Raw genomic sequence first — 21,933 nt, forward strand, 5'->3', positions numbered from 1 at the left:
TTCTTAACCGCAAAGAGCGCAAGGTTTTACGCAAAGAACGCAAAAGTTTTTTTGAGTTTCTCGCAAAGACGCGAAGTCGCAAAGGTTTTTTAGAGATTATTCTTCATGATTTTCTTACTTTTGATTTTATCTTAATAAATAAAACCCATGAAAAAAATTACATCTATTGCACTTTTGGCTTTACTATTTACAAATTGCAAACAAAGCAGTAATGAAGAATCAAAACCTATCGAAAAACCGGCAGATACAATTACTGTTGTAAAAGAAGAAAAAAAGACTGAGCCAAAAGAAGATTGTAAAGATATCGAAGTAGAAATGGGAGATGGAAGAGAATGTATATTACAGGATACTAATTTGGATGAAGTTTATCAAAACATCATCAAAAATAAAGAAGTCGAAGAATCGAATTATTTTTTAAGTACGATTCCGAGCGAAAGAAAATCTGTTAAAGTAAATAAAGAAGGATTAATCTCTATTGATTATGAAATTTTTAAAGACAAAGTAACTATTTCGATGAATTACGAAGGTGGTGTGACAGAAGTAACACTAGAAAAAATAAACAATACTGTTAAAAGAAGCATTTTTCATTATGCTGATTAAGCTCTAAAACGATACAAATTACTGCAATTTAAAACCGCTAAAAGCTTTGAGTTTTTGGCGGTTTTAATTTTTTTGCTGCTAAGGCTCGAAGTGATCTATTTTTAAGTCTCTCGCAGATTATGCAGATTGTTCAGATTTATTCTCATTTTTGTCATTTCGACGAAGGAGAAATCTCCACAAGTAGCTCCGCAACGAAAATCAATCTTTGTAGAGTTTCTTGCGAAGACTTTTCCTTCGTCGAAATGACAAAATTGCGCTTATTTCTTTATTTTTGAATAGTAAATCTAGTGCATTAAAATAAAAAAAACTTTGTGCCTTAGCGCCTTTGTGGCAAAACCAAACCAATCTATGACTTTCAACAAAGAAACATACCTCAACAATCTAAAATTATATTTCGAAAGTTACGCTCCTATCTCTGAAAAGTCTTGGAATTTGATTGAGAGCCTGACACATTTCCAGACGATCAAAAAAGGAGAAATACTACTAGAAAATGGAGAAGTCTGCAAAAATCTTTATTTTATTGCCAAAGGAATTTTACGAACTTTTATTACAGACGAACAAGGAAATTTCTATAACAAAAACCTTTTCCTCGAAAACAAACTTGCATGCTCTAAAGTTTCATCAATATTGCAAACTCCTTCTAACTTTACCATCGAAGCTTTAGAAGATTGCATTTTAATCAATCTTGATTACAAAAAATATACCCAATTGATTAGCGAAAATGATGATCTCAAAACGTTTTATATCGCATACTTAGAAAAAAATTGGATTATTGAAAAAGAACAAAGAGAAGTCGCTTTAGTCATGCAGAATGCAACAGAAAGATATCTTAATCTTCTGGAGACGCATCCTACAATCGCTGACCGCGTTCCATTATTGCATATCGCTTCGCATTTGGGCATTACACCAACACAGCTAAGCAGAATCAGAAAAAGTCTCGAAAAAGAATTGTAAATCAACATATGTAAAGGCTTTTCTAAAAGAACCGATTTATCTTTGCTTTATAATTAAAACACGTCAAAAATGGACCATACAAACCTCATCAAAGATAATATCGACAACCTAACCACTCTTTGGAAAACCGTTGCCACTCCTCTTCTTTCCTATCATAAAAATGATCCTTTTGAAGTTTCTCAAATCAAAAACTCTGGTTGGCCAAATAGATTATGGTCTAGAGAAGATATTACTGAAGAAAATTTTCCGCTGATTCAGGAAATGATGGAGAAAAAACCAGGATTGGTTGTTCCGTATTGGGATATTTTTGGAAGCAATTCTAAAGAAATTTTCGAAAAAAACGGCTTTCATATCCGAATTCAGCTTGTAGCTATGGCCTTAAAACTAGGAGAAAAATTCGCACTTGAAAACAATCTTACTTTTAAAAGAGTATTAAATGAAGAAGATGCCAAAACTTGGTCAGATATTTATCCGCTGTCTTTTAGTTATGTAATCAGTAAGGAAACTTTAGTTAACAATTACGAAAATGCTAAATTTCATTTAGTTCATTATGAAGGAAAAGCGATTGGAACATTGACTCTTTTTCAAACAGAAAATACAATGGGAATTCACGGTGTTGGCGTTATTCCCGAAATGCGAAAAAGAGGTTTCGCAGAAGAAATCATGAAATTTGCCATCAACGAAGCTATTGACGCCGATTGTGAATATGCGCAACTGCAAGCTTCTGCTTTAGGAAAAGGCATATATACAAGATTAGGTTTTGAGGATTTATTTACGATTACGAATTACCAACTGACGTAAATTCCAAATTTTAAAATCCAAATTCCAATTAATCAGCTAATTAATTCTCTCGCAAAGACGCAAACTCGCAAAGTTTACTTTTTTAAGTTATTTTTCTTTGCGACTCCGTGCCTTTGCGAGAACTATTTACAATCTAAAATCTAAAATCTACACTCTAAAATCTACACTCTAAAATCTACACTCTAAAATCTAAAATCAGAATCTTGTCCCAAATGCCCCCAAAATAGTCATAAATAGGTATTTTGTAAAAAAAGAAGAATAGTATATTTGTAATACATTAACTAATAACTACTTAAAAACAAATACCCCATGAAAACAACCAAAATCATTTTCTGGATTACTACAATTCTTATTTTTTTATTTGAAGGCGTTATGCCGGCATTAACTTCTCAGAGTGAACTAGCCAAAGAAGGAATCAGACACCTTGGCTATCCCGAATATTTCGGAAATGCATTAGTTGTATTTAAAATCCTTGGCGTTTTAGCTCTAATCATTCCGCAAGTCCCAGGACGAATCAAAGAATGGGCGTATGCCGGATTTGCATTCGATTTTATTTTTGCTTCAATAAGCCATTTTGCAGTTGACGGAATCGGTTTTCAAGGCTTCTTTCCTTTAATCGTTTTTGCAGTTTTAATCGTATCGTATGTAACATATCATAGAATACAGCGTTATAAAAACATAGCACTCTAAAAATCAAAACTTTATGATTATTGAAGTTTTTAAAACAAATGTTCAGGAAGAATCTCAATGCCAAGTTATCATTGAGAATCTTCTTGAGCATTTTCCAAATAGTTCGATCAACTTCGATTTAGAAGATTGCGACAAAATCCTTCGTATTCATGCACCCTTCATTTCGAATACAAAAATTATCTCCATTTTAAATTCGCACGGCTATTTCTGCGAAGTCCTTCCATAAAAATTAACAATATACAAATATTTGATTTATAGCATTTTAATATTTTTTATTGTATATTTGAAGGAGTATCATTTTCCCCTAATTCTATAAATTTAATTTCACAGATTTAATGTACTGAGGTTTTAAAACCAATCGGTATACAATCGAATTTTTAATTTTTAAAATTAAAAAAAATGAAAAGCGCTATTCAAAATACCATACTGGAAACCTACAGTAAACTAGGTGATTTAATTTCTTCTTTTTCAAAAGAAGAAATTAATATTGTTCCTTTCGAAGGAAGCTGGACAGGAGGACAAACGGTACAGCATATCATTCTCGCGTGCTCAGGTTTGACAATGCTTTTTGCAGGGAAAACTGAAAAAACAACCAGAGAACCTGACGAAAATGTAAAAGGACTCGACGCTATCTTTTTAGATTATACGACCAAATACCAATCACCTGAAAACATAAAACCTCCTGCTATTGAGTATGAAAAAGACACGCTGCTCGCTTCTGTCAAAAAAATACAAAATGATTTATTTGAAGCTGCAGAAACTTACGATTTGACATTGACGTGCATGGATGCGAAAGTACCAGGATTTGATCATTTTACCATTTACGAATGGCTTCATTTTGCCATTGTGCATACACAGAGACATACACGCCAACTGCAATCAATTTACGAGTATATGAAAAAACAATAGATCAGTATAATTAAAACTATTTTTATGAGATCAAAAGTTAGGACCATTGTTTCATCGGGTTTAGTTGCAGGAACATTAGACATCACTGCTGCTATTGTGGTTTATGCTGTAATACTTCATAAAACAACAGCCGAAAAAATTTTGCAGTCTATAGCAAGCGGAATTTTTAAAAAAGAAGCATACACAGGCGGAGCAGAAATGACTTTTGCGGGTTTGGGACTTCATTTCTTAATTGCTTTTATTTTTGCTTGGTTTTATTTTAAGATTTTCCCTTATATCCCTTTTTTCAAAATAAACACTTTGCTCTCGGGAGTCTCCTATGGTTTCTTTATTTGGGTTGTAATGAACCTCGTGGTTCTACCTATTGTATTTCCGGTTCTACCAGAAAAAAAACTAGATTTTCCGCTTTTGCTTTCCATATTGATTGTAATCTGCTGCGTCGGAATTCCGATAGCATTTATTACTCGGAAATATTACGCAAAATGGTATTAGAAAAAGAGACAAAGGTTCAGAGATACAGAGGCACAAAGAAAATCCTTTAGCCTTTGTAACTATTATCCTCTGAACCTCAAAAAATACAGACTACACGCCTCTTTCACTATTATTTAAGAGCCTTACAGAATTACCATGTTTATGCTTTTGAGTTAATTTTTTAATGGATTGCATTAATCGTCGCTTCTATCTCAAAGTAATTTTAAATAAAATTTATACGCATAATGGAAGAAGCTAAGAAACATGGCGTCATTTTAGAAAAAACAGATCGAACTTTTGAGGAATTAGGCGTTTTAAATCCAGCGATTTATCAAGACGGAAATAATGTACACATGTTTTACAGAGCGGCAAAAAAAGGAAACTTCTCTACTATTGGTTATTGTCGTTTTGAAGGACCGACAACTTTGGTAGAAAGACGTTCAAATCCGATTTTTCTTCCTGAATATATTTATGAAATTCATGGTGTCGAAGATCCAAGAATTACTAAAATAGATGATCTGTATTATATGACTTATGTCACTTACGATGGTCTTAATGCCTGCGGTGCTTTGGCTGTTTCTAAGGATTTGGTAAAGTTCAAAAAGAAAGGAATTATTACACCGAGATTTATTCTAAACGAATTCACCAATCTTATTAGAAAGCATTTACAAAACCCCAGCATTGCAAGAATATTGGCGTTTAATACAGAAAGAAATTATCCGTTAACGGAAACAATGAAAGAGCATTTGTATGTATGGGATAAAAATGTAGTTCTTTTTCCGAAGAAAATAAATGGAAAATTTGTTGCGCTGCACCGCTTGTTTCCCTCTATTCAGATAGTTTCTTTTGAAAAGAAATCAGAATTAACAGAAGAGTTTTGGAAAGAGTATTTAAAGAATCTTCCAGATCATATTGTAATGGAACCAAAATATGATCATGAAACTAGTCATATTGGTCCAGGGGCTCCTCCGATCGAAACGGCAGACGGATGGCTTTTAATTTATCATGCTGCCGAAAAAAGAGTAAAAGGTTTGGTTTATCACGCTGCCGCTGTTTTGCTGGATTTAGAAGACCCAAAAAAAATAATTGGCAGATTGCCAAAACCCATTATTACTCCATCCGAATATTATGAAAGACATGGTTATGTCAATTACGTAGTTTTCCCGACTGGAACTGCCATTTTTGACGGCCAACTATATATTTATTATGGCGCTGCCGATGACAAGATTGCGGTGGCATCTTTGAACCTAAGCGAGTTATTAACCGAGCTAAAAAAGAATCCTCATGAAGACAATATCAAATAAATCAAAAATCGTTTTTTTATCAACTTTTCCGCCAACGCAATGCGGCATAGCAACTTATACGCAAGATACCATCAAAGGAATTACAGATGTTTATGGTAAATCTATAAAATGCGAAATATGCGAATTGGTTACAGAGCCTATTGAAGAACCAACGCAAGCTTTTACCTTAAACACAAAAAATAGAGCAGAATATGCTAAAGTAGCAGAAGAAATCAATAATGATGAAACTGTGAAATTAGTTCATATTCAGCATGAATTTGGTTTGTTTTCAGGAAATTATGGAGATCATCTTTTAGATTTTTTAAATGTTATTAAAGCCCCTGTCACTTTTACTTTTCACAGCGTAATTCCAAATCCGAATGACGAATTGAGAACTTTTGTGAGACTGCTGTTAAGCTACAGCAATTCGGTTTTTGTAATGACCAATAAATCCAAAGAAATTCTAATTAACGACTACGACATCAATGAAGAAATAATTACTTGCGTACCTCACGGAACCCACATTGTAATATATGAAACTCCACAGCAGGCAAAAGAAAAATTAAACATTGAAGACAGATTAGTGCTTTCTACTTTCGGACTTTTGGGCGAAGGTAAAAATATAGAAACAGGCTTACAGGCTCTACCAAAAATTATCGAAAAAGCGCCAAATGCTTTATATCTAATTATTGGTAAAACGCACCCAAACTTAATCAAAGATGGTGTTGATGCTTATCGTGATAAATTAGAAGGTATCGTCAAAGAATTAAATCTTCAAGACAATGTTAGATTTATCAATCAATATTTAGATACCGATGAGCTTTTAGAATATCTCCAAGCCACAGATATTTATATGTTTACATCCAAAGATCCAAATCAGGCTGTAAGTGGCACTTTTGCTTATGCTATGAGTTGTGCTTGTCCAATTGTGGCTTCTAAAATTCCGCATACAAGAGAAGTATTAACTTCAGATTCTGGAATTTTGTGTGATATTGGAAATTCTGATCAATTTGCTGAAGCAGCAATTAAATTAATTGAAGATGAAAATTTAAGACACGAAATGGGAATTAGTTCTTTTACAAAAATGAGAGCTTCTTCATGGGAAAATGTTGGAATTACTCAAATGAATACCTATCAGAAACTGATTAAAAATCCATCCGAAATTAAATACAGCTATCCTCCTATTCAATTAAAACATATCAAAAAACTAACAACCGAATTAGGAATTATTCAGTTTAGCAAAATTTCTATTCCAGATTTAGATACAGGATATACTTTAGATGATAATGCGAGAGCTTTAATTGCCTTTTGCATGCATTATAAACTGACTCAAGACAAAGATGATCTAGCATATATTTTAATCTATTTAGATTTTATTCAGCGCTGCCAGAAACCAAAAGGAGATTTTATCAATTATGTCGATCAGGAAAACCGCGAACATATTGAGCAAAATGCCGAAGTAAATTTAGAAGATTCTAATGCCAGAGCTATTTGGGCGTTAGGGACTGTGGTTTCAATGTCGGATATTCTTCCCGAGGCTATTACCAAAAAAGCCACAAGATGTTTACTGAACACTCTAAAATGGGCCGAAAATATTCAATCGCCACGTTCAATTGGTTTTGCTACAAAAGGTTTGTATTTATACCATTCTACAATTCCTAATTTGTACGTTGCTGCAATCATTAATAAACTGAATGCCAAACTGCTTAAAAATTATGAAGATACCGCTACAGAAGACTGGCAATGGTTTGAAAATTATCTGACTTACGGAAATAGCGTTTTGCCAGAATCTATGCTTTATGCTTATTTAATTACCAATAAACCCGTTTATAAAAAAGTAGCTTTAGATTCTCTAGATTTCCTAATTTCTAAAACTTTCAAAGAAGGAACTTTCAAAGCCATTTCAAATCAGAGCTGGCATTATAAAGGTTCAGAACCTGATCAATACGGCGAACAGCCAATAGATGTTACCTATACAATTCAGAGTTTAAATGCGTTTTACAATGCATTCAAAACTCCAGAATACAAAAAGAAAATGAGAGCTGCTTTTAACTGGTTTTTAGGTAAAAATCATTTGAACCAAATTATGTATAATCCAGTAAGTGGCGGTGGTTACGACGGACTTGAGAAACATAATGTAAACTTAAATCAAGGTGCAGAATCTACCGTTTGTTATTTGACTGCAAGATTATTAATGGAAAAACTAGCCCTGTCACAATCACGCGTTATTCCGTTAATGAAATCTCGAAGCGGCATCGCCATAAATTTATAAGAAAAGTTATTGAAGCTAACCAAATACTTCACTTTTTTAAACCCTGAAAATCCCTTTCTTACTGAAAGGGATTTTTTGTTTGCGGTCACTAACGTCAAACTGTTTTAATTATTGTGAGTTTATGAAAATTATATAAGGCTCATAAAAAGTTGTGTAATATATTTTAACAAGTATTGAGCTAACTTTCCTATATCAATTAATGATTTGAAAAAAACTGTTAAATAATTGATTTTCAATTCACATCATTCACCTTAAAACCAGAACATTTTGATCCTTGCTATTAAAAATACATTCGCCGAAATTGGAGAAACCACACTATTCGCCAAAAGGTTTTTTAAGGAGGTTTTTGTTCCGCCTTATGAAACTCGAGAGTTCCTAAAACAATGTTATGTTATAGGATATAAATCTCTGCCTTTGGTTGCTATTACCGGTTTTATTATGGGCTTGGTGCTTACGCTTCAATCTCGTCCGACTTTAGTAAAATTTGGAGCAGAATCGTGGCTTCCGGGAATGGTAGCGCTTTCGCTGATTAGAGAAATTGCTCCTGTAATTACAGCATTGATTTGTGCAGGAAAAATTTCGTCTGGAATTGGCGCCGAATTAGGTTCAATGAAAGTAACCGAACAGATTGATGCCATGGAAGTCTCGGCTGTAAATCCGTACAACTATTTAGTGGTAACTAGAGTTTTAGCCTGTACTCTGATGGTTCCTATTCTAGTATTTTTTGCAGATGCGATTGGAATCATTGGCGGATATGTTGGAATAAACATTCACGGAGATGTCAATTTTTATAGGTTTTTAACTCAAATTGTTCAATCCCTAGAATTTCTAGATCTGTTTCCAGCAACAATAAAGACTTTCTTCTTTGGATTTATTATTGGAATTATTGGCTGTTTTAAAGGTTTTAATGCTTCTAACGGAACAGAAAGTGTAGGACGAGCAGCAAATTCTGCAGTAGTTACAGCATCATTAAGCATTTTTATAATTGATATGGTCGCTGTTCAAATAACCGATTTATTCTTTTAAAATGATGAAGGAAAAATTACATAAAGAACCTAAAACAAAAGAAAAAGATCTAACTCCGATTATTGAGATTAAAGATCTGCACAAAACTTTTGGAAAAGATAATGCCGTTTTAAAAGGCGTAAATCTCACTTTGAATAAAGGTGAAGATCTAGTGGTTTTAGGGCGTTCAGGCTCTGGAAAATCGGTCACGATAAAATGTATCGTGGGATTGATCGAACCAGACAAAGGCGAAATCAAAGTTTTTAATGAAAACGTTCTTAATATTTCAAAAAGCGAGCTGAATGAAATTAGAGTCCGAATCGGATTTTTGTTCCAAAGTGGAGCACTTTACGATTCGATGTCCGTTAGAGAAAATCTCGCTTTTACTTTGACCAAACACAAACGCGATTTAAGCCGTGAAGAAGTTGATAACGAAGTAATGGAAGCATTAGAAAATGTTGGTTTGGCAGATGCTGTAGACAAAATGCCTTCTGAACTTTCAGGCGGAATGAAAAAAAGAATTGGTCTGGCGCGCACGCTAATCTTAAAACCTGAAATTATTCTCTATGACGAACCTACAACTGGTTTGGACACGATAACGTCAAGAGAAATCAGCGAATTGATTTTAGATATCAAACACAAACAAAAAACCTCTTCGATTATTATCACGCACGATATGGCCTGCGCAAAAATGACGGCCGATCGAATTGTAGTTTTAAAAGATGGTGTAATTCACGCCGAAGGCACATACGAAGAATTAGAAAAAGACGAAGACGAATGGGTTCGCTCATTTTTTGAATAAAGCAAAATAAATAATAGAAATCATGGAAAAGCAATCTGGATATACTTGGAAATTAGGAATGTTTGTAACGATAGGGTTACTGCTTTTTATACTGGCGGTATATTTTATCGGAAAACAACAAAACCTCTTTGGTTCAACGTTTCATATTACTTCTCAGTTTAAAACAGTAAGCGGTTTAGAAGTCGGAAATAATGTTCGTTTCTCCGGAATTAATGTGGGAACAGTCGAACAAATTCAGTTAAAAAATGACTCAACCGTCGTGGTAGTTTTGGTAATGAAAGAAGAGGTTCGAAAATTCATTAAAACCGATGCCACAGCCAGTATTGGATCAGATGGTTTAATGGGCGACAAAGTGCTGACCATTTCGCCAGGCGTCAAGTCCAAAAAAGAGATCGAAGACAACGGACAGATTGCTTCTGTTGACGGAATTGAAATGCATGATATCATGAAAAGCGTAAAGAAAAGCGTAGACAATATTGGTGTGATTTCAGATGAAATAGCCATTTTCAGCCACAGCATGAACAACGGAAACGGTGCTTTGGCAAGATTGGTTAAAGATGATAAAATGGCAAACAGCGTTTCCAACACGCTTTCTAATCTAGAAACGGGAACAAAAGGTTTCAGCGAAAATATGGAAGCTGCAAAAAGCAATTTCTTATTTAGAGGCTACTTCAAGAAAAAAGAAAAGGAGAAAAAGGAAAAGCAAGAGGAAAGAAAAGAGAAACAAGAAGAAGCTAAAAAAGAGAAGGAAGAGAAGAAAGAAGCAAAAAAAGAGAAGCAAGACGAGCAAAAGAAAGAGGAACAGCAAAAACAGGAAGAAGCTAAAAAAGCTGAAACTGAGAAAAAGTAACGAAAATTTCGAATTGCTCCGCCTGTTTGCGATCGCTCGAGTCTAAATTTCGATTCTCATTTGATGTCATCCTGAGCGAAGTCGAAGGACACGCTATGTAGAAAGCACAGAATAGATTAAGCATGCGATCCTTCTACTCCGCTCAGGAGGACAAATATTAGGAAAAATTAAAATCCAGCATATCACAATTCACAACTCACAATTCACAATTCACAATTAAAAAAGTATATGCCTAGTACATTTAAACATACCGCCTTAAAAGTTTTAAAAATTACTGGAATTACGATTGCGGTGATTTTGTTTTTGCTGTTTATTATTCCGTTGCTATTTCCTGGAAAAATTGCTTCGGAAGTGAAGAAAATTGCCAATGAGCGTCTGGATACCAAATTGGAATTTACTAAATCTAAACTTTCATTTTTCACACATTTTCCTGCGCTAACCGTTTCGCTAGACGATTTGTCTTTAACGGGATCTAAACCATTCAGCAATGACACTTTATTAAAAGCCGATCAAGTTGCTTTTGGAATTGATATCAAAAGGCTGCTTTTTGACAATGAAGTTAAAATCAATAAACTATATGTTTCAGATGCTTTAATCAATGTGATGGTCAATGAAAAAGGTCAGGCGAATTACAATATTTATGTAGCACCCGAGGATCGAAACAAAAAAGAAGATCCGAACGCTCCAGAAGAAGGAACTGCAATCAGACTAGAACGTATAGATTTACAAAATTGTCATGTAAAATATAATGATCGCTCTGCAAAGATTCTGGTCGATGCAAAAGGCTTTAATTATATTGGAAAAGGAAATTTGAGCGATGATATTTTTGATCTCGCAACAGATGCCAAAATTGATAATCTTGATTTCTATTATGACCGAACTGGTTATTTAAGACGAAAAAAAGTAAGTGCCGATTTAATTACCCGAATCAATACGCATGCTCTTACATTTATTCTGCAGAAAAACGAACTTCATATTAATAAACTACCCTTAAAATTTACTGGGCTTTTTACCATTTTACGTGAAGGCTACAAAATCAATATTAAAGCAGCTTCAGAAAATACAACTGTAAAAGACTTACTTTCTGTAATGCCTCCCGAATATCTAACCTGGCTTGAAAAAACTGAAATTTCTGGAAGAAGCGATTTACTGCTTACTTTCAAAGGAGATTATAATGTTTCTAAAAAGCAAAAACCAAACTTGGCTTTCAATTTAAAAATTAATGAAGGTTCGGTAAATTATAAAAATGCGCCAGTTCCTTTAACCGATTTTCAAATGGATTTGAATGCGATGCTTCCGTCTCTCGACACCGAACAATTGCTGGTTAATTTGAGAACCTTGAAATTTAAAGTAGGCGAAAAAGATTATTTCAATGCTTATCTGCACAGCAAAGGTTTAAGCGAAATGTCGATAAATGCAAGCGTAAAAGGTGCATTGGATCTTGCTGTTGTTGACGCCGCATTAGGGTTGGAAAATATTGATTTGAAAGGAATTCTTAAAACCGATATTCAGGCTCGAGGAGTTTTTAGCACTTCTAAAAAATTATTTCCTAAAACGATTGGCGGTATTTCTTTAAGAAACGGATGGCTGAAAACGAAATATTATCCAAATCCTATTACCAACATCACTTTTGTAGCCAATATGCTGAATAAAGCAGGAACTTATCAGGATTTGATTGTTGCCGTAGCGCCTGCTTCTTTTGTTTTTGAAGGAAATCCAGTGTATGTCAATGCTACTTTATCCGATTTTAGCGATCTGGCTTATAACGCCAAAATTAAAGGCGAATTGAATGTTGGCCGAATCTATCAGGTTTTTTCTCAAAAAGGTTTGGATTTAACAGGTTATGCCAAAGCTGATCTTTCTTTAAAAGGAAAACAAAGTTACGCCACGACTGGCCAGTATGATAAACTCGATAACAAAGGGACTTTATTGCTAAAAAATATAAAAGCAACTTCCGAATTGTTCCCGAAAGCTTTCTTTATCAAAGAAGGACATTTCCGTTTTCAGAATGAAAAAATGTGGTTTGAGAAGTTTAACGCTTCCTATGGAAAATCAGATTTTGACATTAATGGTTACTTGCTCAATACTATCAATTATTTCTTAGAATCTAAAGGAACTTTGAGCGGTAATTTCAACCTAAAATCAAAACTGATTAATGTTGACGAATTTATGGCGCTTAAAGAAGGGGAAAACAACGATCGAAATATTGAAGTAGAATATGCCAAAGAAGACCATCCGAAAATGAGTGGCGTTGTCATAATTCCAGAAAACTTAAATGTCACTTTAAATGCAAATGCTGACAAAATAGAGTACAATAAATTGATTTTTAACAAACTCAATGGAAAAATCGGAATAAAAAAAGAAGGATTTTACTTAGAAAATATTACCTTTAATATCATTGGGTGCATTTTAGGCATTGATGCATTGTACAAAGACGAGTCTCCTACGGCTGCTCATTTTGATGCTCATTTTACAGCAAAAGACTTTGATGTTCAGAGAGCTTACAAAGAGATTCCAATGTTTCATGATATGGTTACTGCAGCTGAAAAAGCGCATGGAATAATCTCTGTTGATTACAACGTAAAAGGTGATTTGAATGGAAATATGGGACCAATTTATGAATCTATGCAAGGTGGAGGAACGATTAATTTACGTGATGTAAAAATTAAAGGACTGAAACTTTTTGACGGAATCAGTTCTAAAACGGGACAAAGCGGTTTAAATAATCCTGATATGAAAGGAATTGAAATTAAATCGACTATAGATAAAAATCTTATATATATTGAGCCATTTACCTTTAATGTCGCCAGTTTCAGACCGACTATTAAAGGAACTACAAGCTTTGACGGACTTCTGGATCTAAGAATGCGTTTAGGTCTTCCGCTTTTCGGAATTATAGGTTTTCCAATTGTAATTACGGGAACGCATGAAGCTCCAAAAATCAAAATATTCAGCAAAACAGGACAAGAAATTGATCCGGCTGTTTATGATGAAAAAAACAATAAAGTTATTCGAGAAGAAAAAATAAGCAAATCCAAAACAAAAAAATAATGAATTCTAAATCTCAACATAGCAGCAGCGCATTCGAAAAATTTGCTACAAAAGTTTCCAAAGCCGCAGGAAGCACAACAGCTTTTATTGGCGCCTTTGTAATTGTTGTTGCGTGGGCTGTTTCGGGCCCTATTTTCGATTATTCAGAAACTTGGCAGCTAGTCATTAATACAGGAACTACCATTATTACTTTTTTAATGGTGTTTTTAATTCAGAAAGCACAAAACAAAGACTCACTTGCCATTCAGTTAAAATTAAACGAACTCGTGGCTTCAAATGAATTATCCAGCAATAGTCTTGTGGATATTGAAAGCATGACCGAAGAAGAAATGATCATCATTCAGAAATACTACCATAGACTGAGTGAACTTGCTAAAAAAGACCAAAACATTAAAACCTCACATTCTATAGCTGAAGCACAAGAACTTCATAATCGTAAAATGGAGAAAAAGATAAAATCAAATAAACCGAAAAGAACTTCCAAAAACAGCACTAAAAAATAACCAGAAATGAAACTAAGTTCTACCGAAACCTATTGGCCATTAAAAAATGCCCAGAAGCAAAGTTATCCTTCTATTAATTCTGATATCCATACCGATGTTTTAATTATCGGCGGTGGCATTACAGGTGCCTTAACGGCATATAAACTATTAAATGAAGGAAAAAAAATTGTTCTAGTAGACCGTCGGGATGTCTGCGGCGGAAGCACTTCTGGCAGTACGGCTTTACTGCAATATGAAATAGATGTTCCTTTGCATCAGCTCATTAAACTTCGTGGTGCAAGATGTGCGATAGACAGTTATCAAAATGGGAAAAAAGCAATTTTTGATCTTCGAAATATTATTGATGAAGTAGGATGTGATTGCGGTTTTGAATTCAAAAAAAGCATCTATTTTACCACGTTAAAAAAAGATGTTCCGTATTTAAAAAACGAATTTAAAGCCAGAAAACAGCATGGTTTTGAAATCAGCTGGCTCAGCCGATCGGAACTTCAAAAAATGGGACTGAATGCCATTGCGGGTATAGAATCTAAAACCGCAGCAGTTATGGATCCGTTTAAATTGGCGACTGACCTTTTGTTTCATTGTCATGAAAAAGGAATGCAGATTTTTGACCGCACTAATATTGCTTCCATCCAGCATCAAAAAGGCAAAATTATTGCCACTACGGGTTCCAAACACGTCATTACAGCTGATCATATTATTCATTGCACAGGTTACGAAAGCACAGAAACATTAAAAGAAAAAGTAGTTGATTTAAAAAGTACTTACGTTATTGCTTCAGAGAGTCAGCCCGATCTTCCCGAAAATTTTAAACACGTTATATTTTGGGATACCGCTTCACCATATCATTATATAAGAACAACCGAAGATAATCGTATTATAATGGGTGGCGGTGACGAAGATTTTAAAGACACCAATAAACGAGATAAATTGCTGCCTAAAAAAGAACAATATCTTTTGAAACAATTCTACAAACGCTTTCCTGATCTGGATTTTAAAATCGATTACTCCTGGGCAGGCACTTTTGGAGAAACCAAAGACGGTCTTCCCTACTTTGGCAAACCAAATCCGAGGAAAAACGAACATTATATTCTAGGTTTCGGAGGAAACGGAATCACCTTCAGTGTCCTCGGAATAAACTCAATCCTGGACTCTCTTCATAACAAAAAAAATACAGATTTGGAGTATTATAGGTTTGGGAGATAAGGTTCTGAGGTGCTAAGGCGCTAAGATTCTAAGGTCTTAGACCCTGAAGAAAAAACTTAGTCCCTTAGCATCTCAGAACCTTAGCAACTTAGAGTACTAACTCCATCTGAATATTACATCTTTTGTACGGAGTTTCAAGACCAAAAACTTTCTCAAAACCTAGTTTATAATATAAGTTTATCGCAGGTTTTAAGATGGTATTGCTTTCTAAATATATTTTCTTTGCTCCGAGTTTTTTTGCTTTTTCGGCGATTGCTTTTCCTAAAAGCCAGCCAATGCTTTTTCCTTGCGCTTTTGGCGAAACGGCCATTTTTGCCATTTCAAAATCGTATTCCGAATTATTCATTTTAATCAAAGCACAAACACCGACAGGTTCATTTTGATATAAAGCCACTAGAATTTTTCCGCCTTTTTTCAAAATATAATCTTCAGGATTATCCAGCGCTTTATAATCGGCTTCTTCCATTTCAAAATATTTCGAGATCCATTCTACATTCAATTCCCTAAAAGCTTGCTGATATTCTGCTTTATACTCCACAATTTCTACGTCTTTACTTTCTCTCTTCTTCTTTTGTTCACGAACTCTTTTAATCAGAGATTTTTGCTCCAATAAAAATTCCCATTCTTCTAATGCTGCCCATAGATTATGTTTGCTTTCTGCAATTATTTCATCAATCGCCACATCAATATCTTCCAATTGCTGTTTGATATTTTTCGAAATCAAACTTCCTTTTTCAGTAAGAACGACATTATTTTTTCTTTTATCTTCTGTTTTTGCAGTTTCTTCAACCAGCCCAGCGCCAATCATTTCCTGAATAATTTTACTCACAGAAGGCTGAGAATGCCCAATTTCATTAGCAATTTCGGTAATTGTAATCTCGCGTTCCTCTGCTAAAGTATAAAATACAGGAAACCATTTTGGCACAAATTCAACACCATACAATTCGTAAATTTTCGCGGCATCATCTGTAACAACTGCAGTCATTAAACGTAAACGACTTCCTAAGGCCGCTTTTCCAACTTTATTAAAAAACTCCATAACAATAATTAATTATATAACTAGTTATGCAAATGTATAAATTTTTTAGATACTAAGAAACTAAGGTTCTAAGATTCTAAGTTTTTTTTTTGAAAACTATAGAATCTTAGAACCTTAATGTGTATATAATGTGCTTTAGAGCTAGCGACTTTATTTTTTGAGGTGCTAAGATGCTAAGGTTCTGAGGCTCTAAAGTTCTCCTTAAAGCTTAGAATCTTAGCAACTCCGGCCATTAGGCGGTAATAGCCAATGCATTCAAATTAAACTTATATTCTTTTGGGCTGCAGTTGAATTTTTGTTTGAAAATTTTAGAGAAATAGCTTCTGCTGGTAAAACCAATGCAGTACACTATTTCTGAAATATTTAAATCTGAGGTTCTGATCAGGATTTCTGCTTTAAGCACTCGCATGTGTGTAATATAATCGTTAACGGTTCGGTTATGAATCATTTTAAAACCTTCCTGAAGTTTATTTGGAGAAAGACCCGATTTTTTGCTTAGCGATTTAATAGAAAAAGCTTCTTCTGGATTTGATTTTATAAATTCAGAAAGCTCTTTAACCTCTTCTAGTTCTCTTAATGTCAATCCGTTTGCTTCGTTTGCAAAAGCATGCAAATCGTCAGAATGCTGCTGAATTTCCATGGCAAGGATAATTCTCATGATTCCTTCTTTCAATAAATTCCTAACAATTCCGGTTTGAGTAATCGAATTAAGCTGTTCGATTTTCTCCGCAATCTGCAAATTATAAGATCCGATATAAAAGAAATCTGCAATCTGATTATTCTCAAAAAAGGTATCTTTTACTTGTTGGTTTAAAGAATGCGTCTGACTCGCAGCATCAATCTGAGTTCCGACAATAATTAAAGTCAGTTTTGTTTTTTTTCCTTTTTCAAAGAATAAAACATTGTCCTGATTGTGTTTTGATGTAACAATTGCAGTTTGAAAAGTTTTTAGTTTTCGCTCCTCTCCATTTAATCCAAAACTATGCGAAAGATTTCCTTTAGAACAATAAGCAAAATAAATTGGTGACGATTTTACATTAAGAATATCCAACCTGACGTCTGTAGAAAATGTCATATCAAACTGAACGTATGATATATTATCATTAAAAGAAGCTCCAATAATTGCACCTTCGGCAAAACTATTTTCTACTTCAAGTGAATATTCGTCTAAGTCAAAAGTCACCTTTCCGCCAAAACTAGTTTGAAGTTCGTCAAATATATTTTGAGTTTTTTCTGTATTTATAGTAACTATTTTCATGGTCCGCCGGATTTAAAATTATAATTTGCTAAACAGATTATTTCTAGAAATCTGAAATTCAAAGTTCGTTTAAAGACAGACCAAAAATGTTATATAATTTTTCGGTTTTGTTTTATAATTCCTTATTAATGTTTATTTTAACATAAACCTGAATTACATTAAAAAATAAATATGAAAAGTTTTTCGTTTGCTCCAATAAGTTCTCCAACTTCCAAAATTCTGATTTTGGGCACAATGCCAGGAACAAAATCTTTAGAATTAAGTCAATATTATGGTCATAATCAGAATAACTTTTGGAAATTTATGTTTCAAATTCTTGGCGAAGAATTTTCCAATAATTATGAAATACGAAAAAACCTGTTAATAAAAAATAATATAGCACTTTGGGATGTCTTACAATTTTGCGATCGTGTTGGAAGCTTGGACAGCGCTATTAAAAATGAAATCGCAAATGATTTTGAAAGTTTTTTAGAAACTCATCCTAAAATAGAGAACATTCTTTTTAACGGACAGAAAGCAGCGGCGTTTTTTAAAAAGCATGTTCATTTAACAAAAGAATATAAAACATTTACACTTCCGTCTACAAGTCCAGCCAATGCTGGCAAGACTTTTCAAGACAAATTAAATGAATGGAACGTTATTAAAACCTTAATATAAAGACTGCAATTTTATAGAATAAAAAGACGAATATTGAAATCATGTAACTTTTTCCGATTAAAGTATAACAAAATACAGCCACTCTCGATCTAATTTTACATCAAAGAAAAATAAGCCATAATGAAGATTTGATTAGCGAAATGAAAAGGCTTTCTTCTTATTAAAATTTACAAAGCAAACTGTAAAAAGTTTAGTCTATAAAGAGAACATTGGTTATGTTAGTTTATTTTTGGGAAAAAGCTACTCTATAGAAATATAGAGTAGTTTTGTTTTTATAGGCTACCATTAAAAAATAAAAACATGAAAATTCAGACATATTATAATCATATACGATTTTATACCCCACACCATTTTATATACTATCCTGTTTTAATTTTATTCTTGATTGCGAGCATTTATTTGAGCATTACAACAGAAGATCATTTGATATGGGCATTTATAAGTGTTGCCTTTATCTTTCTTTTTGTATTGGCTTATATGCTGCGTCAGCACTATGCATTGACGCTTCAAAATAGAATTGTACGGTTAGAAATGCGTTATCGTTATTTTACTTTAACAGGCAAAAGATTTGAAGAATTTGAATACAAACTTACAGATGATCAAATATTTGCTTTACGATTTGCGCCAGATAACGAATTGATTCCGCTTATAGAAGATGTTTTAAAAAACAGCTTAACTGGCGATGCTATCAAAAAAGCAATCGTACACTGGAAAGCAGATTACCATAGGGTCTAAAATAGCAATGTTATTAAAATAAAAAAGCTCCATTTGAAGTTTTCAAAATGGAGCTTTTTTATTGAATATTATTATTAAACTTTCTTTCTATTGAAAATAAGATAAAACAGAAACAATACAATCCAAACTGAAAAAATCACAATAAAATAAATTGCACTGATATTTGGATGCAGAAAGTTAGGATTGTAAAACAGTTTATCCAAAGTCGTGAATTTTTCTGTTAAAGCTTTTCTATCAAAATTATTTCTAATTCCGTTAAGCGGTTCATCTTGATTATTTCTGTAATGATATACATCTGGAGTCAAAAGCTTTGGAATCACGTTTGTTTCTATATTGTATTTCTTCAAAAGCGTGTCCAATTTTTGGAAAGTATACGTTAGTGAATCTTTCTTAGAATTGTACAGCAATTTATAACGATCTACAGCTGCTTGATACGTTTGTTTACTAATCGAATCGCCTTTAATAGGATTGAATAACGTTTTATTCTCTAGAAAAATACAAATGTCCTCATCATGCTCCGGATGCACCTGAATGCTTTTAAAAACAATTTCGGTGCTATCTCCAATAACCGTTTTTGAGATTACTCTTTTGTATAATTCCGCTTTATCAAAGCCTAGAATATCAAAAATGCTATCTGCTTTATTTGTCGTTTTATCAAAACTGCTTGTTAACGCTTTTATGGTATCAACACTATAATAACTCCTTTCTATTATCGGATATTCACCTGGCGAAATAGTATCCTCCTGCTTAATTACGGGATATGGTTTTGGATATAAAATGTTCTCGTAATTAAATAATTTCTCAGAACTATAAGAAGTATATCCATACAAAAACGGATTTAAAACATTCAGCAGTTTTTTGTCATTATTAAAATCATTTTCAGACAATTCCGCTTTCAGTTTAGCATTCATTCCAAAACTATAACTCATGAAAAACGAAAAAGTCAAAAACGAAATCAGCAGCAGACAAACGGCCACTTTAAAAAGATTTCCTCCTTTATAATTTTCTCTCGAATGATTACGAACAAGAAAAATTAGAAAGAAAAGCAGAAACAATCCGCTTACAAAAAAATGAGAAATCGAAACATCATCATAAAACTTAAATCGGTAAAATTCTGTATAGATATTGATTTTTCCGATTCCTTTAAAAGTAAAATAACCGTATAAAAAATAAGCTAGATGAATTAAGGCTAGTACAATAAAAGATTTTATAAAATAACGTTTTAGATTTTTGGTCATTTTTAAAAGGTGCTAAGGTTCTGAAGCACTAAGGTGCTAAGTTTTTAGTTGTAAAGTTTGAAAGATACTGAAATTTTATTTCAACGTTAGCAATAAAATGTAAGAAAAATAAAAAAGACGCACATCTGTGCGTCTTAAAAAACCTTAGTATCTTAGTATCTTAGCAACTCAGAACCTCTATTTAGAAATATCAAACCCTTCCTTCACTATTTCACTTTCGACCTTATCTATTAATTTATTCGTTTTTCCTGTTAATCTTTCTTTTTTCCAATCGCCTTTTACATAAAGAATTAGAGTAATTAAAGCAGTTACAACAGAAGAAATTGGGAAAGCCCACCAAATTCCAATTTTGCCTAATGAAGTATTGTGCGACAAAATAAAAGCAAGCGGAAATTGTATTACCCATTGCGAAACCAAAGTCAGAATCATAGGCAATTTGGTATTTCCAACAGCTCTAAAAACACCTGTCAAACAAAGCTGCAAACCTAGAAATCCCCAAGAAAGGCAAGTGATTCTCAGCAATTCTGTTCCACCCTTAATAACCGCTTGATCATTTGGAACAAAGAACGCAATTAAATACGGCGCGAAGATAAAAGCGATAATTCCAAGACCAGTCAATAATCCGAAACCAAGATACGCTCCTAGTTTTGAAATTTCAGCAGCACGATCAACATTTCCTGCTCCAATATTTTGTCCGACAAGAGTTGCAATCGCCATTGATAATCCCAAAGCTGGAATTAAAATCAGCTGAATCAAATTGGAACCCGCACCGTAAGAAGCAACTGTTAAAGTACCAAAACGGACAATCAAAAATGTAATTGCCATCATTCCCAAAGCTCGCATTGACTGCTCGATTGAAGATGGAAATCCAATTTCAAAAGCTCTTTTTATATGTTTATAATCTGGTTTAAAATCGGAAATGCGAAGATGAATTCCGTGTTTTCCTCTAAACAAAATTGCAAATCCGATAATAATAGCCAAAAGCTGTGTAAATAAAGTTGCCAAAGCTGCTCCTTTTACGCCTAATGCCGGAATGAAATTCCATCCGTAAATAAATAACGGATCTAGCGCAAAATTCAAAATAACAGTTCCGAGCACAATATAAACAGGTAACGTTACACGCCCAACACCTCGCATAATCGACTGGAAAATCATAAATCCGAAACTAAAAACCAGTCCCACAAAAGCCACTCTCATAAAACCTAAAGCATCTACATAAACCGTAGGTTCAACCTTTAATAGATATAAAAAGTATGGACTCAAAATATATCCTATAATAGACAGAAAAACAGAGACAATAATCACCATAGACAAGGTCTGCGCTGCTACGTGATTAACCATTTTCTGGTTTCCGGCTCCAAAATATTGCGCAATTAAGATAGAACCAGCAATTGCCAATCCCGTTCCTAAAGCAATGGTTAAAAATATTACAGGCGTACTGATCGAAACTGCCGCAACGGCATCTCCGCCCAAACGTCCTACCCAAAAAGCATCTACCAACTGATATGCGGCTTGTAAAAGATTAGCAATCATAATTGGAACTGCTAATTTTAATAATGAAGAAAGGATTGGCCCTTCTAACAATTCATTTTTTTTCATTTAGTTCAAA

At 33.7% G+C, this 21,933-nt stretch carries 21 protein-coding genes; 17 read left to right on the forward strand and 4 right to left on the reverse strand.

Annotated elements, in window-relative coordinates; translation table 11 throughout:
• Positions 1–147: 147 nt before the first annotated feature.
• The 15 genes from OZP10_RS00905 (at position 148) to OZP10_RS00975 (ending at position 15,397) form a co-directional block, all read left to right on the forward strand.
• Entirely contained in the window at positions 148–600 is a 453-nt protein-coding gene (locus tag OZP10_RS00905) for a hypothetical protein (RefSeq protein ID WP_281633087.1), read from the forward strand.
• A 348-nt stretch (positions 601–948) separates the two neighbouring features.
• Complete coding sequence (locus tag OZP10_RS00910; protein WP_281633088.1) at positions 949–1,554, forward strand: Crp/Fnr family transcriptional regulator; 606 nt, start codon at positions 949–951, stop codon at positions 1,552–1,554.
• Between the two features lie 69 nt (positions 1,555–1,623).
• Positions 1,624–2,355: a GNAT family N-acetyltransferase gene (locus OZP10_RS00915; protein WP_281633089.1), complete on the forward strand. Its 732-nt coding sequence runs from the start codon at positions 1,624–1,626 to the stop codon at positions 2,353–2,355.
• A gap of 309 nt (positions 2,356–2,664) precedes the next feature.
• Positions 2,665–3,045 (forward strand): DoxX family protein, encoded by a 381-nt coding sequence (locus tag OZP10_RS00920; RefSeq protein ID WP_281633090.1) that lies wholly within the window; start codon positions 2,665–2,667, stop codon positions 3,043–3,045.
• Positions 3,046–3,058: 13 nt separating this feature from the next.
• Positions 3,059–3,271 (forward strand): hypothetical protein, encoded by a 213-nt coding sequence (locus tag OZP10_RS00925; protein ID WP_281633091.1) that lies wholly within the window; start codon positions 3,059–3,061, stop codon positions 3,269–3,271.
• A gap of 173 nt (positions 3,272–3,444) precedes the next feature.
• Positions 3,445–3,954 carry a DinB family protein gene (locus tag OZP10_RS00930; protein ID WP_281633092.1) on the forward strand — a complete coding sequence of 170 codons (510 nt, stop codon included), beginning with the start codon at positions 3,445–3,447 and terminating at the stop codon, positions 3,952–3,954.
• A gap of 24 nt (positions 3,955–3,978) precedes the next feature.
• Positions 3,979–4,446 (forward strand): DUF1440 domain-containing protein, encoded by a 468-nt coding sequence (locus OZP10_RS00935; protein ID WP_281633093.1) that lies wholly within the window; start codon positions 3,979–3,981, stop codon positions 4,444–4,446.
• Positions 4,447–4,670: 224 nt separating this feature from the next.
• Positions 4,671–5,729 carry a glycoside hydrolase family 130 protein gene (locus OZP10_RS00940; RefSeq protein ID WP_281633094.1) on the forward strand — a complete coding sequence of 353 codons (1,059 nt, stop codon included), beginning with the start codon at positions 4,671–4,673 and terminating at the stop codon, positions 5,727–5,729.
• The gene (locus tag OZP10_RS00945; protein ID WP_281633095.1) at positions 5,710–7,980 is read left to right on the forward strand and encodes a glycosyltransferase; all 2,271 of its coding nucleotides are present in this window, start codon (positions 5,710–5,712) and stop codon (positions 7,978–7,980) included. The genes OZP10_RS00940 and OZP10_RS00945 overlap by 20 nt, the downstream gene beginning before the upstream one ends.
• Before the next feature lie 267 nt (positions 7,981–8,247).
• Positions 8,248–9,006: an MlaE family ABC transporter permease gene (locus tag OZP10_RS00950; RefSeq protein ID WP_281633096.1), complete on the forward strand. Its 759-nt coding sequence runs from the start codon at positions 8,248–8,250 to the stop codon at positions 9,004–9,006.
• A gap of 1 nt (position 9,007) precedes the next feature.
• Positions 9,008–9,787: an ABC transporter ATP-binding protein gene (locus OZP10_RS00955; protein ID WP_281633097.1), complete on the forward strand. Its 780-nt coding sequence runs from the start codon at positions 9,008–9,010 to the stop codon at positions 9,785–9,787.
• Positions 9,788–9,809: 22 nt separating this feature from the next.
• On the forward strand, positions 9,810–10,637 hold the full coding sequence (locus tag OZP10_RS00960) for an MlaD family protein (protein WP_281633098.1): 828 nt from the start codon (positions 9,810–9,812) through the stop codon (positions 10,635–10,637).
• Between the two features lie 228 nt (positions 10,638–10,865).
• Positions 10,866–13,688 (forward strand): AsmA family protein, encoded by a 2,823-nt coding sequence (locus OZP10_RS00965; RefSeq protein WP_281633099.1) that lies wholly within the window; start codon positions 10,866–10,868, stop codon positions 13,686–13,688.
• Positions 13,688–14,191 carry a low affinity iron permease family protein gene (locus OZP10_RS00970; protein WP_281633100.1) on the forward strand — a complete coding sequence of 168 codons (504 nt, stop codon included), beginning with the start codon at positions 13,688–13,690 and terminating at the stop codon, positions 14,189–14,191. Before OZP10_RS00965 ends, OZP10_RS00970 begins: the two co-directional genes overlap by 1 nt.
• Positions 14,192–14,197: 6 nt before the next feature.
• Complete coding sequence (locus OZP10_RS00975; protein WP_281633101.1) at positions 14,198–15,397, forward strand: NAD(P)/FAD-dependent oxidoreductase; 1,200 nt, start codon at positions 14,198–14,200, stop codon at positions 15,395–15,397.
• 88 nt (positions 15,398–15,485) lie between these two features.
• Here OZP10_RS00975 and OZP10_RS00980 read toward each other — a convergent pair whose 3' ends face one another.
• Together OZP10_RS00980 and OZP10_RS00985 are read right to left on the reverse strand one after the other, a co-directional pair.
• Positions 15,486–16,436: a bifunctional helix-turn-helix transcriptional regulator/GNAT family N-acetyltransferase gene (locus OZP10_RS00980; RefSeq protein WP_281633102.1), complete on the reverse strand. Its 951-nt coding sequence runs from the start codon at positions 16,434–16,436 to the stop codon at positions 15,486–15,488.
• 232 nt (positions 16,437–16,668) lie between these two features.
• Positions 16,669–17,694 (reverse strand): helix-turn-helix domain-containing protein, encoded by a 1,026-nt coding sequence (locus tag OZP10_RS00985; protein WP_281633103.1) that lies wholly within the window; start codon positions 17,692–17,694, stop codon positions 16,669–16,671.
• A 171-nt stretch (positions 17,695–17,865) separates the two neighbouring features.
• Here OZP10_RS00985 and OZP10_RS00990 point away from each other — a divergent pair, with 171 nt between their 5' ends.
• The gene (locus tag OZP10_RS00990) at positions 17,866–18,351 is read left to right on the forward strand and encodes a DNA-deoxyinosine glycosylase (RefSeq protein WP_281633104.1); all 486 of its coding nucleotides are present in this window, start codon (positions 17,866–17,868) and stop codon (positions 18,349–18,351) included.
• Positions 18,352–18,651: 300 nt separating this feature from the next.
• Positions 18,652–19,086 carry a DUF6526 family protein gene (locus OZP10_RS00995; RefSeq protein WP_111425530.1) on the forward strand — a complete coding sequence of 145 codons (435 nt, stop codon included), beginning with the start codon at positions 18,652–18,654 and terminating at the stop codon, positions 19,084–19,086.
• Between the two features lie 74 nt (positions 19,087–19,160).
• Here the strand turns inward: OZP10_RS00995 and OZP10_RS01000 are convergent, their stop codons facing one another.
• Together OZP10_RS01000 and OZP10_RS01005 are read right to left on the reverse strand one after the other, a co-directional pair.
• The gene (locus tag OZP10_RS01000; RefSeq protein WP_281633105.1) at positions 19,161–20,324 is read right to left on the reverse strand and encodes a hypothetical protein; all 1,164 of its coding nucleotides are present in this window, start codon (positions 20,322–20,324) and stop codon (positions 19,161–19,163) included.
• A gap of 177 nt (positions 20,325–20,501) precedes the next feature.
• Positions 20,502–21,923, reverse strand: coding sequence for an MATE family efflux transporter (locus OZP10_RS01005; RefSeq protein ID WP_281633106.1), 1,422 nt, complete (start codon positions 21,921–21,923; stop codon positions 20,502–20,504).
• Positions 21,924–21,933: the final 10 nt, after the last annotated feature.

This window comes from Flavobacterium luteolum (genome assembly GCF_027111275.1).
Classification (GTDB): Bacteria; Bacteroidota; Bacteroidia; order Flavobacteriales; family Flavobacteriaceae; genus Flavobacterium; species Flavobacterium luteolum.

Bases quoted from the DNA above. Each gene is read 5' to 3' on its own strand.
- OZP10_RS00905 (WP_281633087.1), top strand. From the start codon at position 148: ATGAAAAAAATTACATCTATTGCACTTTTGGCTTTACTATTTACAAAT.
- OZP10_RS00910 (WP_281633088.1), top strand. From the start codon at position 949: ATGACTTTCAACAAAGAAACATACCTCAACAATCTAAAATTATATTTC.
- OZP10_RS00915 (WP_281633089.1), top strand. From the start codon at position 1,624: ATGGACCATACAAACCTCATCAAAGATAATATCGACAACCTAACCACT.
- OZP10_RS00920 (WP_281633090.1), top strand. From the start codon at position 2,665: ATGAAAACAACCAAAATCATTTTCTGGATTACTACAATTCTTATTTTT.
- OZP10_RS00925 (WP_281633091.1), top strand. From the start codon at position 3,059: ATGATTATTGAAGTTTTTAAAACAAATGTTCAGGAAGAATCTCAATGC.
- OZP10_RS00930 (WP_281633092.1), top strand. From the start codon at position 3,445: ATGAAAAGCGCTATTCAAAATACCATACTGGAAACCTACAGTAAACTA.
- OZP10_RS00935 (WP_281633093.1), top strand. From the start codon at position 3,979: ATGAGATCAAAAGTTAGGACCATTGTTTCATCGGGTTTAGTTGCAGGA.
- OZP10_RS00940 (WP_281633094.1), top strand. From the start codon at position 4,671: ATGGAAGAAGCTAAGAAACATGGCGTCATTTTAGAAAAAACAGATCGA.
- OZP10_RS00945 (WP_281633095.1), top strand. From the start codon at position 5,710: ATGAAGACAATATCAAATAAATCAAAAATCGTTTTTTTATCAACTTTT.
- OZP10_RS00955 (WP_281633097.1), top strand. From the start codon at position 9,008: ATGATGAAGGAAAAATTACATAAAGAACCTAAAACAAAAGAAAAAGAT.
- OZP10_RS00960 (WP_281633098.1), top strand. From the start codon at position 9,810: ATGGAAAAGCAATCTGGATATACTTGGAAATTAGGAATGTTTGTAACG.
- OZP10_RS00965 (WP_281633099.1), top strand. From the start codon at position 10,866: ATGCCTAGTACATTTAAACATACCGCCTTAAAAGTTTTAAAAATTACT.
- OZP10_RS00970 (WP_281633100.1), top strand. From the start codon at position 13,688: ATGAATTCTAAATCTCAACATAGCAGCAGCGCATTCGAAAAATTTGCT.
- OZP10_RS00975 (WP_281633101.1), top strand. From the start codon at position 14,198: ATGAAACTAAGTTCTACCGAAACCTATTGGCCATTAAAAAATGCCCAG.
- OZP10_RS00980 (WP_281633102.1), bottom strand. From the start codon at position 16,436: ATGGAGTTTTTTAATAAAGTTGGAAAAGCGGCCTTAGGAAGTCGTTTA.
- OZP10_RS00985 (WP_281633103.1), bottom strand. From the start codon at position 17,694: ATGAAAATAGTTACTATAAATACAGAAAAAACTCAAAATATATTTGAC.
- OZP10_RS00990 (WP_281633104.1), top strand. From the start codon at position 17,866: ATGAAAAGTTTTTCGTTTGCTCCAATAAGTTCTCCAACTTCCAAAATT.
- OZP10_RS00995 (WP_111425530.1), top strand. From the start codon at position 18,652: ATGAAAATTCAGACATATTATAATCATATACGATTTTATACCCCACAC.
- OZP10_RS01000 (WP_281633105.1), bottom strand. From the start codon at position 20,324: ATGACCAAAAATCTAAAACGTTATTTTATAAAATCTTTTATTGTACTA.
- OZP10_RS01005 (WP_281633106.1), bottom strand. From the start codon at position 21,923: ATGAAAAAAAATGAATTGTTAGAAGGGCCAATCCTTTCTTCATTATTA.